Source organism: Roseobacter sp. EG26 (genome assembly GCF_049830555.1).
In the GTDB taxonomy this organism is placed as follows: Bacteria; Pseudomonadota; Alphaproteobacteria; order Rhodobacterales; family Rhodobacteraceae; genus Roseobacter.
This window is the reverse complement of sequence record NZ_JBNBLH010000001.1, coordinates 22,952-39,963: the sequence shown is the minus strand read 5'-3', so window position 1 is coordinate 39,963 and position 17,012 is coordinate 22,952. Positions and strand designations below refer to the sequence as shown.

The 17,012-nt window shown below is 59.6% G+C and carries 19 protein-coding genes and 1 other RNA gene; 11 read left to right on the top strand and 9 right to left on the bottom strand.

Annotation, left to right across the window (positions count from 1 at the left end; all coding sequences use genetic code 11):
• Positions 1–9: 9 nt before the first annotated feature.
• The 8 genes from rpmG to ACOTTU_RS00165 form a co-directional block, all read right to left on the bottom strand.
• The gene (gene rpmG / locus ACOTTU_RS00200) at positions 10–177 is read right to left on the bottom strand and encodes a 50S ribosomal protein L33 (protein ID WP_011454349.1); all 168 of its coding nucleotides are present in this window, start codon (positions 175–177) and stop codon (positions 10–12) included.
• A 175-nt stretch (positions 178–352) separates the two neighbouring features.
• Positions 353–1,534 carry an ammonium transporter gene (locus ACOTTU_RS00195; protein WP_298919927.1) on the bottom strand — a complete coding sequence of 394 codons (1,182 nt, stop codon included), beginning with the start codon at positions 1,532–1,534 and terminating at the stop codon, positions 353–355.
• 382 nt (positions 1,535–1,916) lie between these two features.
• An RNA gene (gene rnpB / locus ACOTTU_RS00190) (RNase P RNA component class A) lies at positions 1,917–2,320 on the bottom strand.
• Between the two features lie 192 nt (positions 2,321–2,512).
• Positions 2,513–3,148, bottom strand: a complete 636-nt coding sequence (locus ACOTTU_RS00185; RefSeq protein ID WP_425655611.1) for an N-acetylmuramoyl-L-alanine amidase — start codon at positions 3,146–3,148, stop codon at positions 2,513–2,515.
• A gap of 5 nt (positions 3,149–3,153) precedes the next feature.
• Positions 3,154–3,870: a hypothetical protein gene (locus ACOTTU_RS00180; protein ID WP_425655610.1), complete on the bottom strand. Its 717-nt coding sequence runs from the start codon at positions 3,868–3,870 to the stop codon at positions 3,154–3,156.
• Between the two features lie 37 nt (positions 3,871–3,907).
• A complete protein-coding gene (gatA, locus tag ACOTTU_RS00175) occupies positions 3,908–5,395 on the bottom strand; it encodes an Asp-tRNA(Asn)/Glu-tRNA(Gln) amidotransferase subunit GatA (RefSeq protein WP_425655609.1) in 1,488 nt (495 codons plus the stop codon).
• Positions 5,395–5,682, bottom strand: a complete 288-nt coding sequence (gene gatC / locus ACOTTU_RS00170; RefSeq protein WP_425655608.1) for an Asp-tRNA(Asn)/Glu-tRNA(Gln) amidotransferase subunit GatC — start codon at positions 5,680–5,682, stop codon at positions 5,395–5,397. Before gatC ends, gatA begins: the two co-directional genes overlap by 1 nt.
• Before the next feature lie 36 nt (positions 5,683–5,718).
• Positions 5,719–6,369: a ceramidase domain-containing protein gene (locus tag ACOTTU_RS00165; protein ID WP_425655607.1), complete on the bottom strand. Its 651-nt coding sequence runs from the start codon at positions 6,367–6,369 to the stop codon at positions 5,719–5,721.
• Between the two features lie 96 nt (positions 6,370–6,465).
• Between ACOTTU_RS00165 and ACOTTU_RS00160 the strand changes: the two genes are divergently transcribed.
• Positions 6,466–7,155, top strand: coding sequence for a metal-dependent hydrolase (locus ACOTTU_RS00160; protein WP_425655606.1), 690 nt, complete (start codon positions 6,466–6,468; stop codon positions 7,153–7,155).
• An 8-nt stretch (positions 7,156–7,163) separates the two neighbouring features.
• Here the strand turns inward: ACOTTU_RS00160 and ACOTTU_RS00155 are convergent, their stop codons facing one another.
• Positions 7,164–7,613 carry a nucleoside deaminase gene (locus ACOTTU_RS00155; RefSeq protein ID WP_425655605.1) on the bottom strand — a complete coding sequence of 150 codons (450 nt, stop codon included), beginning with the start codon at positions 7,611–7,613 and terminating at the stop codon, positions 7,164–7,166.
• 62 nt (positions 7,614–7,675) lie between these two features.
• On the opposite strand from ACOTTU_RS00155, the gene ACOTTU_RS00150 reads away from it, so the two are divergent.
• The 10 genes from ACOTTU_RS00150 to ACOTTU_RS00105 all read left to right on the top strand — a co-directional run bounded on the left by ACOTTU_RS00150 (position 7,676) and on the right by ACOTTU_RS00105 (position 16,991).
• Complete coding sequence (locus tag ACOTTU_RS00150) at positions 7,676–8,536, top strand: pseudouridine synthase (protein ID WP_425655604.1); 861 nt, start codon at positions 7,676–7,678, stop codon at positions 8,534–8,536.
• A gap of 284 nt (positions 8,537–8,820) precedes the next feature.
• Positions 8,821–9,708 carry a 5-bromo-4-chloroindolyl phosphate hydrolysis family protein gene (locus ACOTTU_RS00145; RefSeq protein ID WP_425655603.1) on the top strand — a complete coding sequence of 296 codons (888 nt, stop codon included), beginning with the start codon at positions 8,821–8,823 and terminating at the stop codon, positions 9,706–9,708.
• 28 nt (positions 9,709–9,736) lie between these two features.
• On the top strand, positions 9,737–10,933 hold the full coding sequence (locus ACOTTU_RS00140; RefSeq protein ID WP_298919944.1) for a toxic anion resistance protein: 1,197 nt from the start codon (positions 9,737–9,739) through the stop codon (positions 10,931–10,933).
• Between the two features lie 43 nt (positions 10,934–10,976).
• Entirely contained in the window at positions 10,977–11,888 is a 912-nt protein-coding gene (locus ACOTTU_RS00135; RefSeq protein ID WP_298919947.1) for a DUF2927 domain-containing protein, read from the top strand.
• Between the two features lie 26 nt (positions 11,889–11,914).
• On the top strand, positions 11,915–13,027 hold the full coding sequence (locus tag ACOTTU_RS00130) for an SPFH domain-containing protein (RefSeq protein WP_425655602.1): 1,113 nt from the start codon (positions 11,915–11,917) through the stop codon (positions 13,025–13,027).
• A gap of 69 nt (positions 13,028–13,096) precedes the next feature.
• A complete protein-coding gene (locus ACOTTU_RS00125) occupies positions 13,097–13,630 on the top strand; it encodes a cytochrome b/b6 domain-containing protein (RefSeq protein WP_425655601.1) in 534 nt (177 codons plus the stop codon).
• A gap of 17 nt (positions 13,631–13,647) precedes the next feature.
• The gene (locus ACOTTU_RS00120) at positions 13,648–14,754 is read left to right on the top strand and encodes a primosomal protein N' (replication factor Y) - superfamily II helicase (protein ID WP_425655600.1); all 1,107 of its coding nucleotides are present in this window, start codon (positions 13,648–13,650) and stop codon (positions 14,752–14,754) included.
• Positions 14,751–15,422, top strand: a complete 672-nt coding sequence (locus ACOTTU_RS00115) for a nitroreductase (RefSeq protein ID WP_425655599.1) — start codon at positions 14,751–14,753, stop codon at positions 15,420–15,422. The genes ACOTTU_RS00120 and ACOTTU_RS00115 overlap by 4 nt, the downstream gene beginning before the upstream one ends.
• The gene (gene dtd / locus ACOTTU_RS00110; RefSeq protein WP_425655598.1) at positions 15,419–15,865 is read left to right on the top strand and encodes a D-aminoacyl-tRNA deacylase; all 447 of its coding nucleotides are present in this window, start codon (positions 15,419–15,421) and stop codon (positions 15,863–15,865) included. The genes ACOTTU_RS00115 and dtd overlap by 4 nt, the downstream gene beginning before the upstream one ends.
• A 16-nt stretch (positions 15,866–15,881) precedes the next feature.
• Positions 15,882–16,991 carry a glycerate kinase type-2 family protein gene (locus ACOTTU_RS00105; RefSeq protein WP_425655597.1) on the top strand — a complete coding sequence of 370 codons (1,110 nt, stop codon included), beginning with the start codon at positions 15,882–15,884 and terminating at the stop codon, positions 16,989–16,991.
• Positions 16,992–17,012: the final 21 nt, after the last annotated feature.

The following is a 17,012-nucleotide window of genomic DNA, read 5'->3' as shown; positions in this document are numbered from 1 at the left end:
GGGGCGATCTTACTTGATCTTGCCTTCTTTATACTCCACGTGCTTGCGCGCAACGGGGTCGTATTTCCGCACAACCATTTTTTCGGTCATGGTGCGGGCGTTTTTCTTTGTGACGTAGAAATGGCCTGTCCCCGCCGAGGAGTTCAGACGAATCTTGATCGTGGTTGGCTTGGCCATGTTTAGTCTCCTGATGCTGCCCGGCTCCGGTGAGGGGCTGCTTGAAATCCTGAAATCCGGCTTTTACCCGGATGTGATCTTGAGTCAACTGCAAAAGGCGCAATTTCCGCCTCAGAACCCGCAAGGCGCAAAAAAGGCCGGAGCGCGTCTGCCTCCGGCCCCTGATTGCAGCTTGCTACGACGTCATGTCGTAGGCGCGTTCCCCATGGGCGCTGAGGTCCAGACCGTTGGTCTCGTCCTCCTCGTCAACCCGCAATGGCACGATCATTTTGACCACAAGAATGATGATAGCGGTCGTGAGCAGCGTCCAGAAACCGACCACGGCCAGCCCACCCAATTGCGCCACCCAGCTTGCATGTCCAAAGACCGCCAGCATGATGATGCCGAACATGCCGCCAACGCCGTGCACGGCAAAAACATCGAGCGTGTCGTCGATCTTGAACACGTTCTTCACAATGCCGCACAACTCTTGGCACATGATCCCGGCGACAGACCCAATAAAGAGCGCTTCAACCGGGCCCACCGATCCCGACGCAGGCGTGATCGACGCCAACCCGGCAATGGTGCCAGTGACCATGCCCACCAGCGAGGCTTTGCCGTAGCGGAACTTCTCCCACCCCGCCCACGTCAGCGAGGCAGCTGCTGCGGAAATATGGGTGACCGTCAGGGCCATCGCTGCCCCGCCATCCGCGGCCAGTTGCGACCCGCCATTGAACCCGAACCAGCCGACCCAGAGCATCGCGGCCCCGATCATCACCATGCCGGGGTTGTGGGGTGGCACGGTTTTACGTTTGCGCGGCCCCAACATGGCGGCCAGAACGAGTGCGGCAATCCCGGCGGTCTGGTGCACGACGATGCCACCGGCAAAATCATTCACACCGTCGGAAAAGAGCGACCATTCCGCACCGGCCAGCAACCCGCCGCCCCAGATCCAATGCGCAACCGGCGCGTAGCAGATCAACATCCAGAGGCTGGAGAAGAGCAGGACAAAGGCGTAGCCGATACGCTCGACATAGGCGCCTACGATCAGAGCGGGCGTGATGATCGCAAAGGTCATTTGGAAGGCAAAAAATAGAACTTCAGGAATGGTTCCGGACAGCGTTTGCGCGTCCACACCCGACAGGAACATCTTGCCCAAGCCGCCCCAATAGGCATTGCCATCGCCAAATGCGATCGAATAGCCCGCGACAAGCCACAGGATGCTCATCAAACAGGCAATCGAAAAACACTGCATGAACACGCTGAGCACGTTGCGCGCGCGCACCAGCCCGCCATAAAACAGGGCAAGCCCCGGTAATGTCATGAATAGGACCAATGCTGTCGCAACAATAATCCACGCGGTATCTGCTCCGTTCATGGCTCTGAAGCCTCCCCTTTTGTGCAGTTTTCAGCGGGGTGGCCGAAAGGAGTGCCAAAAGAAAGGGCACGCGCCTGAAATTATGCTCAAAATACGGGCGATCCTTCTATCGCCTCGAATTTAGGCGGCGATCCGGCGGCATTGTCCAAAAATTAGGCAGAATGCGTTACCGCCAAGAAAACGGTAAGTGGCCGGTGATTTCGGCGGCAAGGCCCTGAAAGGCGCCTGGGCCTGGCGCGGCGGACCTTTCTGCCGGACGCTGATAACGACAGCAAGAATACCGATTTCCAACTCTGGGAAGTGAGCGGCAACCAGCACAAAGTCACCAAAGAGCGCGGCAAAGGCGTCACCTATACCGCCAAATAGGATCGCGAACAGGCAGGTGCGCGGAAGGCCTGTAAGCCGGATTCTGTTCCCCGGAGTCGCCCCCGGTTCGATGACCATTCATCTCGCCACCCGGTTGCCCGGTAGGCTCTAGCTGCCAACCCGGATCTGCTGGGGCAAAAGCGGCCCTGTCTTGCGACACGCGATCCCTATTTGGCATTGCTCCCGGTGGGGCTTGCCTTGCCGGAACTGTTGCCAGCCCCGCGGTGGGCTCTTACTCCACCGTTTCACCCTTTCCCGTCATCGGTTTCGGTTGCCCGACCTGATGGCAGGTGGTTTCATTTCTGTGGCGCTTTCCGTCGGGTTGCCCCGCCCGGGCGTTACCCGGCACCGTTGCTTTTTGGAGTCCGGACTTTCCTCCCCATCGGGTTGCCCCGACAAAGCGGCCATCCGGCCTTCCGCGCGCGCAACGTCATGCGCGCAATTGCGGCGCGCGTCAATGCGGCTGTGTCATTGATTTTCGGTGGTGCTATAGCGTTTCGACTTAAGTTTGGATCGCTTGTTCGCTGCCTCTTCCTTCAGTCGAACGCGAAAAGCGATTTTCGATATCTCAAGGTAAAGTCGAAAACGCTTTATTGTTTTGCTGACGCGCGTTCAGACACGGTGGCACAAGGCGCAGTCCTCTTCGGTCAGCGGGCCACTGCGCCACGGGGCAAAACGCAATCGGGTGGCTTGCAGCAGGGCCGCCTCTGGCACATCCGCTGTAAAACCCGCAGCGCTGGCCGCCGTTAGAAAATCGCCGTTCCCGGCAGCCTCAACAGGTCCCGCCAACCCCTGACGCGCCAGACGCGCCCAGTCAAACCTTGGTCCGGGGTCGATTTTTCGGCCCGGTGCCATATCGGAATGGCCGATAACGTCGTCTGGGTGAATGGGCCAACGCCGCATGATGCCCTTGAGCAGAAATTCAAGCGCCGCCATCTGCGGCTCAGAGAAGGGATGCGTGCCCGCGTTATCAAGCTCAATGCCGATGGACCGCGAATTCACATCCGCCTGCCCGCGCCATTGCCCCGCGCCCGCGTGCCAGGCGCGCTGATCTTCTTGCACGAGTTGGGTGATCTCTCCGCTCATGGCGATCAGGTAATGGGCAGAGACCTCCGCATCCGGATCACAAAGCCGCGTGATCGCCGCCCCCGCACTTTGCATGGCGGTATAATGGATCACGACAACGGAAGGCGTTTGGCCGTTACGCCGCGGCCCGAAGTTCGGTGAAGGATGTTGCAGGACGCGCATGAGCGTCAGCCCTGGGTGGCCTTGCGAAAGGGTGCCGGATCCCAGCCACAGGCATAGCCATCACCATCGGGATCAATGCCCTTGCGGTCACGCGCAGGCCCGCCCCGTGCCAGAAAGTCGATCTGAGCCTGATCAGGAGAGGCATAGGCCGCACAGTTCCGCCGCGCGCGGTCTTCACCGCCAAATCCTGCGCGCGCGTAGACGCTCTGGCCTTTGGGGTGTTTGGTCGAGAGCGCGAATGCCACGATATTGGGTTGGTCATCCCCGGTCCGCTCCGGCAGGGCCTCGGGTTGGACCACCTCATACTGCGCTGCATTATTGGCGATGCGTTCGGCGTCACTTTCAATGGTCTGTCGCTCGGCCACGGCATCAAAGTTGTTCTCGTCTGAAATGTCGGCGTTTCCAACGGTTGCCGGGGCCGGATTGGCGGGGCTGGCCTGAACCGGAGCGACGCCCGAATTCAACGCCGCACTATCTGCGGCACCTGGGCGAGTGGCTTCAAGGATACGCGTGGTTTCGGCAGCCGTCGCCTCGGCGGACCCTTCTGGCGGCAAAACCGTATCCGGCACCCGATACCCCCCCTGCGCCAAGGCAGCCTCGCGCTGACGTTGTGCCTCCAGCGAATTGTCGAACCCGACGCCCTGTCCGCTGTCAGGCACCTGCGGCGCACAGGCGGAAATGGTTGCAAGGAAAAGGCCTGCAAAGAAGGCACGCTGTATCATCGAGAAATTTGCCTGCTGTTGATTGTTGCGCGCCAGATTACCACCATTTCACCGGCTTGGCCACAAAGCCCGCCGCCGTTTCCAGCACATGCGCGGTGTTCAGCAAATCGCCTTCCTGCCAGGGGCGGCCAATCAATTGCAGACCCAGCGGCAGACCTTGTTTGTCCAGCCCAGTCGGGACCGCAATGCCCGGCAAACCAGCTAGGTTAACCGTGACCGTAAAGACATCGTTGAGATACATCGCAACGGGGTCCGCATCGGTCATCTCACCCAGACCGAAAGCCGCAGACGGTGTGGCAGGTGTCAGGATCGCTTCGATACCTTCCGCAAAGACCTGCTCAAAATCACGTTTGATCAACGTCCGAACCCGGCGCGCGCGATTGTAGTAGGCGTCATAAAAACCAGCGGACAACACATAGGTGCCGATCATCACGCGCCGCTGCACTTCGGGCCCGAACCCTTCGGCCCGCGTCTTTTCGTACATCTCGGTGATGCCATCGCCCTGGTCCAGCTTGGCGCGGTGGCCGTAGCGCACCCCGTCATAGCGCGCGAGGTTCGAGGAGGCTTCGGCAGGTGCGATCACATAGTAGGCAGGCAAAGCGTATTTCGTGTGCGGCAGCGAGATATCGACAATCTCCGCGCCTGCATCCTTCATCATCGCGATGCCTTCGGACCAGAGGGTTTCGATCTCACCCGGCATGCCGTCCATACGGTATTCCTTGGGGATACCGATTTTCTTGCCGCGGATATCACCCGTGAGCGCCGCTTCGAAATCGGGCACGGGGATATCCGCGGAGGTGCTGTCCTTGGGGTCGTGACCGCACATGGCTTCGAGCATGATGGCCGCATCGCGCACGGATTTGGTCATCGGTCCGGCCTGATCGAGCGAGGAGGCAAAGGCAACGATGCCCCAGCGCGAACAGCGCCCGTACGTCGGCTTGATCCCCACCGTCCCGGTGAAGGCCGCCGGTTGCCGGATCGACCCGCCCGTATCCGTGCCGGTTGCCGCCAGACAAAGATCCGCCGCAACCGCAGCGGCAGAACCACCAGACGACCCGCCCGGGGTCAATGGCGCGTCATCGTTGCCGCGCCGCCAGGGGTTGACCGCATTGCCATAAACGGAGGTTTCATTACTGCTGCCCATGGCGAATTCGTCCATGTTAAGCTTGCCCAGCATCACGGCCCCGGCATCGGCGAGGTTCTGGCTCACGGTGGATTCGTACTCTGGCAGAAACCCTTGCAGAATGCGCGATCCGGCCTGCGATGGCACACCCTTGGTGCAAAAGAGGTCTTTTATGCCAACGGGCAGTCCGCACATAGCCGGGGCATCGCCTGCCGCAATCCGCGCATCGGCAGCGGCGGCGCGCTCCATCGCCAGTTCCGGCGTGTGATGCACAAAGGCGTTGAGCACACCAGCGCCGTCGATGGCCCTCAGACAAGCCTCGGTGATATCTTTGGATGTGGTCTCGCCCGCGCGCAGCGCATCGCGTGCGGCACTCAGGGAAAGTTCGTTCAGCTTGGTCATTATTCAACCACCTTCGGCACGGCAAAAAACCCTTCACGCGCATCCGGTGCATTCGACAGAACCTTTGCCTGCTGGTCACCGTCACGCACCTCGTCAACGCGGCGCTTCAACATCTGAGGGGTCACCGAGGTCATCGGCTCCACCCCTTCGATATCCACTTCGTTCAACTGTTCGATGAAGCCCAGAATGGTGTTGAATTCACCCGCCAGCGCGGGCAACGCATCGGGTTCAACCTTGATCCGGGCCAGCTTGGCCACACGGGCCGCTGTTGTCTCGTCAATTGACATGGGCTTTTCCTCATCTGCTTGCCGCGCCGTTTATCCTTATGAGGGGGTCTTGCCAAGCCTTGCGCGCAGGTAAACCGCGATCATCCACCCCAGCATCAGCGCATTGAGGACGTGCCAGGCAAAATGCGTGCCACGCGGCAGGGCATCACAGAGCGGCGCATCCAGCGTTCTGAACATCAGCGACACGATCAGAATGCCCGCCCCGATGAAAAATCCGCGCGCGACTTCCGGCGCATGTCTGCGCAGAAAAAACCCGTAGATCAGGATCAGCAGCGGCACCGGCGCATAGCCCGCCGAACCGCCAAGATGCGGTATGCGCTGAAAGAGCGGTACCATGATTGCGGCATAGGGAAAAAACAGGGCTGTCGCCGCTGCGGCACGCCAGCCGGACAGGCCCACTACATCTTTGTTGATCACAAAGAGATAAAGCAGGATGAACAGCAGGATCGGCACCGTATCGGCCATGGCCGCCCAGACCTGCGCATGGGTATGAAACAGAAAACTGCCCAACCCGATGATGAAAAGCAAAGCGCAGAGCAGCCGGGCGGCTGCCACGCCCCGGCTGCGCCGCCACATCCAGAGCGCCGAGACGATAAAGGCCAGATTGGTGAGCGCATTTACAGGCTCAGCCCAATATTCCGGCCCCATGCGTTCGCAATAACCGTCAATGTGATGCAACCAATCCAATGCAATGCCTCTCCGAGATCAGGAAAATCGACGAAGGGCTCCCCGCTTCACAGAAAGCCCGTTAGTGTTCACCTATGACAGATTAGGAGAGGTTCAATGCAGATCACTTGGTTGGGGCATGGTAGTTTTCGGATTGAGATCGCGGATCAGGTGTTGCTGATCGACCCCTGGCTGACTGGCAACCCGATGCTTGCGGAGGACCAGCATGGCGCAGCCACAGATGGAGCCACCCATATCCTCATAACGCATGGTCACTTTGACCACACCGCTGATGTTGTAGCGCTGTCCAAATCGCTGGCAGCACCGGTTGTCGGCATCTACGATCTGATGAGCTATTTCGAGGAAACGAATGGCCTCACCGTTATCGGATTCAACATGGGCGGTACTGTGAAACTGGGCAATGTTGCCGTCTCGATGGTGCCTGCGATGCATTCGACGACCTTCTCCAGCGCACCGGCAGCGCCGGCAGGGCGCGAAGCAGGATTCATTCTGCGTGCGGAAGGGCACACGATCTACGTCTCCGGTGACACTGGGATCATGGCCGATATGGAATGGATCGCAAACTATTACAAACCCGATATCGGTATCCTGAGCGCCGGCGGGCATTTCACCATGGATATGGCAGGCGCCGCCTATGCCGCTCAAAAATACTTTGACTTCAAGACCATCATTCCCTGTCACTACCGGACTTTTGAACTTTTGGAACAATCCGCCAAAGAGCTCATCGACGCCCTGCCGTCGGTCAATGTAATCGAACCCGAGGTGATGCAGCCGTTGTCTTTTTGACAGCACTGCTAACGTCTGGCCGAAAAAAACGCCCGCAGATAGGCTTGCGATTCTTCGGCGGCGATTCCATCGAATATCTCAGGCACGTGATGACATTGGGGATGCGAAAATACCCGCGCTCCCTGAGCGACACCGCCGGATTTCGGATCACTTGCGCCATAATAAAGTCGCGCAATCCGCGCTGCCGCGATCGCAGCAGCACACATCGCGCAGGGCTCCAGCGTAACGTAGAGGGCGCAACCGGTCAGCCGCTCCGATCCCATAGCTGCACCGGCCGCCCTTATCGCCAGGATTTCCGCATGGGCGGTTGGATCATTCAGGGCCCGTGTCCGGTTGCCTTCTGCTGCAATGACATGGCCGGATGCATCCACCACTACCGCGCCAACTGGCACCTCGCCCCGCTTGGCCGCCGCACGCGCTTCCGACAGAGCCTGCTGCATATGTGAATTGAATTCCATGCCGCCAATTGCCCGCAAACCGGGCTCTTTCGCAAGCCCCGCAAACAGGTTAAGGCAAACGCATGTCCAGTCCCACATCAAATGCGCCAGCAGGCGACCGCATTGCCAAGGTCCTCAGCCGCGCCGGCGTCGCCAGCCGCCGCGAAGCCGAACGGATGATCGAAGCCGGGCGCGTGGCGGTCAACGGCAATCAGATCACATCACCGGCGTTGAACGTCACGCAGAAGGATCGCATCACGGTTGACGGTCAGGACATCGCGGCACCCGAGCCGCCGCGCCTGTGGCTATTTCACAAACCAACGGGTCTTGTGAGCACCGATCACGATGAAAAAGGGCGCGACACGATTTATTCGGTACTGCCCGATGACCTACCGCGTGTCATGAGCGTTGGGCGGCTTGATCTCAATTCCGAAGGGCTGTTGCTGCTGACAAACGACGGCGGTGTGAAACGCAAGCTGGAATTGCCCTCAACCGGCTGGTTGCGGCGTTACCGCGTGCGCGTCAATGGACGCCCCACTGATGATCAACTGGAACCCCTGCGCAAAGGCATCGCCGTTGACGGTGAGAACTTCCAGCCGATGAGCGTGACACTTGATCGCCAGCAGGGCGCAAACGCCTGGCTGACCATCGGGCTGCGAGAAGGCCGTAACCGCGAAATCCGCCGTGCGATGGCAGATGTTGATCTTTCCGTTAACCGGTTGATTCGCATCAGCTATGGCCCCTTTCAGCTTGGCGATCTCAAATCCGGGGAGGTGGAAGAAGTTCGGCGCAAACTGGTGCGGGACCAACTGGGGCTTGAACTAGAGGACCCCTCGGGAACCGCCCAAAAGAAACCAAAGAATGTCGCCCGAAAGCGCAAACCGGGGCCTGGTCATCCACGCCAGAAACCGACCAGCAAGCCCCCATCCCGAAAGCAACGCTGATCCGAATGTGACACTTTTGCGTATTTTCTCCCCCTCGCATCGGAAACAATGCAGCCTCAGATAATAGATCAACCGCGAAAAAAACGGAAAAAAGTCGCGCAGAGCGTGCAAGCCTCTGTTTGCGGCGTAGAAAACTAGTAAGCTGCAGCGCATGAGCATATATTCGCTGCAACTCGAACCGGGGGAGACATGACGCCAACGACCTTCCAGAAAATCACCTATCTGGCCTTGATCCTGTTGATGACCGGTGTCGCGGCTGGCGTATTGGGCGGGCTTTAGAACCGATGGCGCAAAGATACGGCGGCAAATACAGCCCCGACGGCAGCTCGAAATCTGAAACCACGGTCCCGCGGGGAACCTACACAGGAGCCTCTGTCGACCCTGTTGGCGCGCGCGCGAACCTGATGTTCCTCCCTGCGGTCATCTTGGTCTTCATGTCGTTGACACAAGACGCACTGGGCCTCGCTGTTGGATTGGTGGGCGCCGGCATTCTGAGCCTGGGCGCGTGGTTGTTACGTGGCGGATTGGTTGCCCAGGCCGCCTATCTGGATCGGAAGGTGGCGCGCCGTCCTGCAATGCCCCGAAAAATTCTGGCAGCCTGCCTTGCTGGTCTGGGCACAGCCCTTGCCGCCCTCAGCCATGACGGCGGTATTGTTGCGGCGGCCGTTTTTGGCGCGGCTGCCTGTGGTCTGCACATCGCCGCCTTTGGCATTGATCCGCTTTCGGACAAGGGCATGGAAGGGATCGATACCTTTCAACAGGACCGTGTGGCACGGGTTGTGGACGAAGCTGAAGCCCATCTGGCAGGTATGGATGACGCCCTCAGGCGCGCCGGTGACCGCAAAGTGTCCTCCAGGATGGAGCAGTTCCAAACGGTCGTGCGCAATATGATCCGCACCGTGGAGGAAGATCCCCGCGATCTCACGGCGGCGCGAAAATATCTGGGCGTCTACCTGCTGGGTGCGCGTGACGCGACGGTGAAATTCTCTGACATCTACGCGCGGACACAAGACAGCAAGGCAAAGGCCGACTTTCTGTCACTGCTGGATGACCTGGAACAAAATTTCTCGAACCGCACCAAAAAATTGCTGCTGGATGACAACAACGATTTGGCCATAGAAATTGAGGTTCTTCGGGACCGACTGCAACGCGAAGGTGTGCGTCTGGAGTGATGCCGCCGATTAGAAAGGACCTGACAACATGACTGAAACGACCCGCGAAAAAGCCGCCGAAAGCCTGAAATTGGTGGAGGAAGTAACCGCCGTGGTGCTGCCGGAGCCTGCCGATGCAAATGCCATCGTCCCCCTGTCACAGGCAGATGAACCCGTGGGCGCCGAAATCTCCAAAAGGATCGCAGAAATTGATATGGCTGATACGCAGTCAATTGTCTCCTTCGGGTCGCGGGCACAGGTCGAGTTGCAGGAAATCTCGCAGGCCATGTTAGGCGGTGTGCGCAACAAGGATGTCGGGCCAGCCGGCGATTCACTGCGCAATATTGTCACCACCATCCGGGGCTTTTCAATCTCGGAACTGGACGTTCGACGGGATCGCAGTTTCTGGGAAAAACTGATGGGCAAGGCCGCGCCATTTGCAAAGTTCACCGCCAAGTTCGAAGAGGTTCAGGGACAGATCGACCGTATCACGGACGAGTTGCTCAAGCACGAACACACGCTGCTCAAAGACATCAAATCGCTCGACATGCTTTATGACAAGACATTGCAGTTTTATGATGAACTCGCGCTCTATATTTCGGCAGGCGAAGAAAAGCTGCGCCAGCTTGACGAAACAATCATTCCGGCCAAGGCCGCCGAGGTGGATCAGGCAGAGGAAGCTGATCAGGTCATGGTTGCGCAGGAGTTGCGCGATTTGCGCGCGGCAAGAGACGATCTGGAACGCCGGGTGCATGATCTCAAACTGACCCGTCAAGTGACGATGCAATCCTTGCCCTCGATCCGGCTGGTTCAGGAAAACGACAAATCGTTGGTGACCAAGATCAATTCGACACTGGTGAACACGGTCCCCCTCTGGGAGACGCAACTGGCACAGGCGGTCACCATTCAACGTTCCGCCGAAGCGGCCAAGGCGGTGCGCCAGGCCAATGACCTGACCAACGAGTTGTTGACCGCAAACGCCAAGAACCTGCGCGAAAGCAACAAGATCGTGCGCGAAGAGATGGAACGCGGAGTCTTTGACATCGAAGCCGTCAAACAGGCCAATGCTGATCTGATCGGAACCATCGAGGAATCTCTGCAAATCGCGGATGAAGGCAAAGCCCGGCGCGCGGCGGCGGAAACCGAATTGCAGCAGATGGAAACCAAATTGCGTGACACACTTGCATCGGCAAAGGCCCGGGGCGATGGCGTTGGCGATACCTCTGGCACGGCCGTGCCGGGCTGATCAGCGGATGGTAAGGCAACGGGATTTTCTGCGCTGGTGCGCGATGGCTATTGCAGGAGCAGCTCTTGTTGCTTGCGATCTTGTCCCGCAACCCACCTCCGTTGCCACGCCCCGCGCACGCCCGGTCCGACCGGTTGAGACGCAATTGCGCCCCACCTCCGAAGAAAGTGCTGCCTTACGCAGCTATCTGGTGCAGGTGCAATCGGCGCAACTCAGCCAGGGCTTGCTGCGCGAAGACGCGGGCGGGCCGGATACACCGTTCACCGCCGATATGCTGGCGCGGAACTTTGAGCGCATCGTGTTTTTCAATGAATATGCAAATGCGTTACAGGGCCGCGGCGGCGAAAGCCCATTGCGGAAATGGGCTTCCCCGGTCCGGATGGGCCTGATCTTTGGTCCAAGTGTACCGCCCTCCCAGCGCTCTGATGACATGGCGGCCATTCGCAGCTACGCGCGCAGATTGGGTCAGATCACCGGCCATCCCATCAGCAACTTTGGCAATCCAAACTTCATTGTTATCGTTGCCAGCGAGGATGACCGCGCAGAGGCGCTTGACGCCGCCGCTGACCGCGTGCCCGGCATTTCGCGCGATAGTCTCAACGCCCTGCGCAGCTTGTCGCGTGACACCTATTGCGCTGTCGCCGCCTATGCCGCGGGATCAAAAGACAATACCTACACCGCAGCTGTTGCCGTGATCCGCGCCGAGAACCCCAGCCTGTTGCGTCTCAGCTGTATTCACGAAGAACTGGCACAGGGCCTTGGTCTGGCCAATGATAGCCGGGATGCGCGGCCCTCCATCTTCAACGATGATGACGAATTTGCCCTGCTTACCCGGCACGATGAGCTGCTGCTGAAAATGCTCTATGACCCCCGCCTCAAGGCCGGCATGACGGCGACCGAAGCCGCCCCTATCACGCGGATCATCGCGCGCGAACTCAAAAGCGGACCTCTTTAGGACCGGCAAGGTAAAGGACTGATATTATGGGTATATTCGACTTTCTCTCTGGCGAATTCATCGACGTCATTCATTGGACGGACAACACCCGCGACACCATGGTTTGGCGGTTTGAGCGCGAAGGCCACGAGATCAAATATGGCGCCAAACTGACAGTGCGTGAAGGTCAGGCAGCGGTTTTTGTGCATGAAGGGCAACTGGCGGATGTCTTCACGCCCGGTCTGTACATGCTGGAAACCAACAACATGCCGATCATGACCACGTTGCAGCATTGGGATCATGGGTTCAGAAGCCCGTTCAAATCCGAGATTTATTACGTCAACACGACGCGGTTCAACGATCTGAAATGGGGGACGAAAAATCCCATTATCTGCCGGGATCCGGAGTTTGGTCCGGTGCGCCTGCGCGCCTTTGGCACCTATTCGATCAAGGTCAGCGATCCGGCCAAGTTCCTTGTGGAGATCGTAGGAACTGACGGCGAATTCACGATGGATGAGATCAGTTTCCAGATCCGTAACATTCTGGTGCAGGAGTTTTCCCGCACCATTGCCCGGGCGGGGATTCCGGTGCTGGATATGGCGGCGAACACGCGGGAGCTGGGTCAGCTTGTGGGCAAGGAGATTGCGGCCCAGCTGGCCGAATACGGGCTGAGCATGCCCGAGCTTTACATCGAGAACATATCGCTGCCGCCTGCGGTCGAGGAGGTCATGGACAAGCGTTCTTCGATGGGTGTGATTGGCAATCTGAATGAATACATGCAGTTTCAGGCAGCCGAAGCGCTTGGCCGTGACGGCGGCGGGGCGGCGGCCATTCAGGCAGGTCTTGGTGCCGGTCTGGGCATGCAGATCGGACATGCGGCAGCCCAGCAGGGACCATGGGGCGCGCGTGCAACAGGCGCTCCCGCAGCAGTGCCACCGCCACCGCCGCCCGTCGAACACGTCTGGCATATTGCGGAGAATGGCGCGACCAAAGGGCCATATTCGAAAGCTGCGTTGGGCCGGATGACCACCGATGGGGCCGTCACACGCGAAACGCTGGTCTGGACACCGGGTCAGGATGGCTGGATGCGCGCAGAGGATGTGTCCGAACTGGCCCAGCTTTTCACGGTCCTGCCCCCGCCCCCGCCACCACCGGTCTGAGACGCATTGAAACTTCCGCGCGACCTGCCCCGTATCTGAAAGGAGCCCTGAGTTTGCAGGAGATGGCCGATGAAAATCCAGCGACGCACCTATCTCAAATGGCTGCACTGGAGCCTTGTTCCGCTGTTGATCTGGTTCACAGTCGTGCAACCCCGCGACATTCGCCCCTTTGGCGAAGCGGCATTCATGTTTCATTCCGTTCTGGGGCTGATCTTCGTGACACTGGCCTTGCTCTGGACAGCGGATTACCTGCGGCGTGGTCTGGCCAGCCGTCCCGGCCCGAAACTTTCAGGTCCACTTCGAAGATTTCACCGGATCATGCATCTGACCTTGATCTGGGGGCTCTTTGGCGTGGCCATCACCGGCTTTCTGTTGGGGTTGACCTCGACTGTTTTGCTCTGGGCGGGTGGGATCGTGCCCATCGCGCCGCCGCTCGGGTTGCCACGTGCCAACGATCTGGTAGGACAAATTCATTCCGTCGAGTTTTATCTGCTGTCCTTTCTGGTCGGCTGCCACGCGCTATTTCACATATGGCGGCATCTGCACCTGCGCGACAACGCCCTGCGGATCATGCTTCCCCGTCTTCTTCACAAATACCTGTGAACCTCCATCTGTAGATCATGACCGAAAACGCCGAAACCACCCAAGCGGATCACCATTTTCCCTGCGACAACTGCGGCGGGGATATGCGGTTTGACCCGGCCGGTCGCCAGTTGGCCTGTGATCACTGCGGCAATCTGGAGCCGATGGATGCCGGACCCTGGCGTGCCGCGGCCATCAGGGAAATGTCCTACGATCAGGCCCTGTCCCAGCAGTTGCCCAGCATGGAGATGGAGGAAACGCGCGTTTCCAAATGCCCCAACTGCGCCGCCGAAGTCGCATTTGATCCCGATATTCACGCCACCGAATGCCCGTTCTGCGCCACGCCTGTTGTGACGGACACTGGCACGCACCGACATATCAAACCGCGTGCGGTTCTGCCCTTTGCGCTGGATGAGGCATCGGCGCGCAGCGCCATGACAAACTGGCTGGGCGGGCTGTGGTTCGCGCCAAATGGGCTGAAGGAATACGCCCGCAAGGGGCGGCGAATGCAGGGCATCTATGTGCCCTACTGGACGTTCGATGCCGATACCAAATCCGCCTATTCCGGCGAGCGGGGCACGGTCTATTTCGAAACCCACACCGTCATGCGCGATGGCAAGGCCCAGCGGGTGCGCGTCCCAAAAGTCCGATGGCGGTCAAAACGAGGCCGTGTTGCACGGTTCTTCGATGATGTCGTTGTTCTGGCGTCAACCTCGCTGCCCAAAACCTATACCGATGGGTTGGAGCCCTGGGATTTAAGCGGGCTGGAACCCTACGCGCCGGAATACCTCGCCGGATTCCGCGCAGAAGGCTATGCCGTGCCCCTCAAGGACGGCTTTGTGGAAGCGCGCCAGATCATGGATCGCGTGATCGCGCGTGACATTCGCTTCGACATCGGCGGCGATCGCCAGCGCATCCACCGTGTGGATACCGACGTGCGGGACGTGACGTTCAAGCATATCCTGCTGCCGGTCTGGCTTGCCGCCTACAAATATCGCGGCCGGACGTTTCGATTTGTGGTCAACGGCACGACGGGCAAAGTGCAGGGGGAACGGCCCTATTCCACCTTGAAAATAACCCTTGCCGTGATCGTCGGCCTGTTGATCGCGGCGGCCGTGGGCTATGGCATGGCGCTCAATCAATGAGCCGAATTTCAACACTCACCGATCTTTTGCAGGAGAGATTTTCCTGTCGGGCCTTTCTTCCCGATCCCGTGCCTGATGACACCATCGCACAAATTATCGCGACCGCGCGCCATGTACCATCGTGGTGCAATGCGCAGCCCTGGCAGGTCACCGTCACCAGACCCGATGCCACCGACCGGTTTCGCGTGGCCTTGCAGGAGGCCGTGCAGACAGCCCCGCCGAAACTCGACCTTGCAGGGCCTGACGCATACCCCGGTGTGTATGGTGAAAGACGCAGGACCTGTGGATGGCAGCTCTATGACGCTGTGGGCGTTGCCAAAGGCGACCGCGCGGCCTCCGGCGCTCAAATGATGCGGAACTTTGCCCTCTTCGATGCACCGCATGTGGCGATCATTTCCAGCCCACGGGCGCTGGCCGCCTATGGCGCCATGGACACAGGCGGCTTCGTGACGGCGTTCATGCTGGCGGCGAAAGCTCTGGGCGTCGACAGCATCGCGCAGGCGGCGGTTGCCTCCTATGCCGATTGCGTGCGAGCGCATTTCGCGATGCCCCAGGATCGCCTGATCCTATGCGCAATTTCCTTCGGGTATGGCGACCACGATCATCCCGCAAACAGTTTTCGCACCGAACGCGCAAAAGTGCCGGACATATTGGAGTGGCAAGCATGAGAGCGTTGATCCAGCGCGTAGCCCAAGCATCCGTGTCCGTTGACAATGCGACTATCGGGCAGATCGGTCCGGGACTGTTGATCCTTGTCTGCGCGATGCCCGAAGATACCGAAAAAACCGCAGAGGCGCTGGCCACCAAGATCAGCAAGCTGAGGCTTTTCAAGGACGATGCGGGCAAGATGAACCTCAGCCTGCTTCAGACCGGTGGTGCCGCACTTGTGGTCAGCCAGTTTACCCTCGCCGCCGATACGTCGCGCGGCAACAGGCCGGGGTTTTCCGGTGCGGCCAAACCCGACATCGCCAAAGCGCTTTACCTGCATTTCGCCGATGCGCTGCGCGCTCTGGACATCCCCGTAGAGACCGGACAGTTCGGGGCCGATATGTCCGTCGCCCTGACAAATGACGGGCCGGTGACACTCTGGCTCGATACACAAAACCCCTGATCTGGAAGGCCCATCAATGCAGACCGAACACTTTCTGGAAACGCTGTTCCAAACGGGCGTGGCTGCGGTGCGGGGTGATGCAGCCGTTGCCAAAGCGCTTGAACAGACGCCCATCCAGACACCGCACCAGATCATAGCGGTCGGCAAGGCGGCGACCGCCATGGCCCTAGCCGCCCATGCCCGGTTCCCGGACACCCCGCTTTTGATTGTTACCAAATACGACCATGCCGACGGCGCGCCCGCCAGTGCCGAGGTCATCGAGGCCGCACACCCGGTGCTTGACGACAACAGCCTGCGCGCCGGTGCGCGGATTGGCGAGATTGTCCGCACCATGGGCAAGGGCGGCCATCTGCTGTTGCTGGTGTCGGGCGGGGCCTCTGCGTTGGCAGAAGACCCGAGCGGGGGTCTGAACCTTGCCGGTCTGAAAGCGCGCGCAGAGCAATTGCTGGCATCCGGAGCCGACATTCACGCGATGAACAGCGCGCGCAAGCAAATGAGCCGCATCAAGGGGGGTAAATTGCTGGCCCGGTTCAAAGGCGCGCAGGTCACGACACTGGCGATTTCTGACGTGGAAGGGGACAGCCTTGCGGTGATCGGCTCTGGCATTGGCGATGTGGCGACGGAGGCCCCTTTCGCCTTCTCCCCGCAGATTGTCGCAAGCAACGCCATCGCCCGCGCCGCTGTGGCCGACGCCTGTAAAACGCAAGGTGTGCCGGTACAGACAAACGACGAGACCCTTTATGACGACATCCATGCGCTTGCCCCGCGTCTTGGGGCAATATTGCGCGATGGTGCGCCGGGCGTACATGTATTTGGCGGCGAACCCACTGTGGTTTTGCCTGAAAATCCGGGCCGCGGCGGGCGCAATCAAGCCCTTGCGCTGCTGCTGGCGCGCGAAATCGCGGGGTGCGGCGACATTCGCACCCTTGTTGCCGGCACCGATGGCACAGATGGACCAACCGATGCGGCGGGGGCCGTCGTCGACGGGCAGATTTGGGATGCATCAGGAGAAGAAGCGCTTGCCCGCGCCGACGCAGGCACTTGGCTGGCGGCCCGGGGGGCATTGCTCAAGACCGGACCCACCGGCACCAATGTAATGGATTTGGTGATTGCCCTGAAATACTGACGCCCGCTTGACAGAATCTCC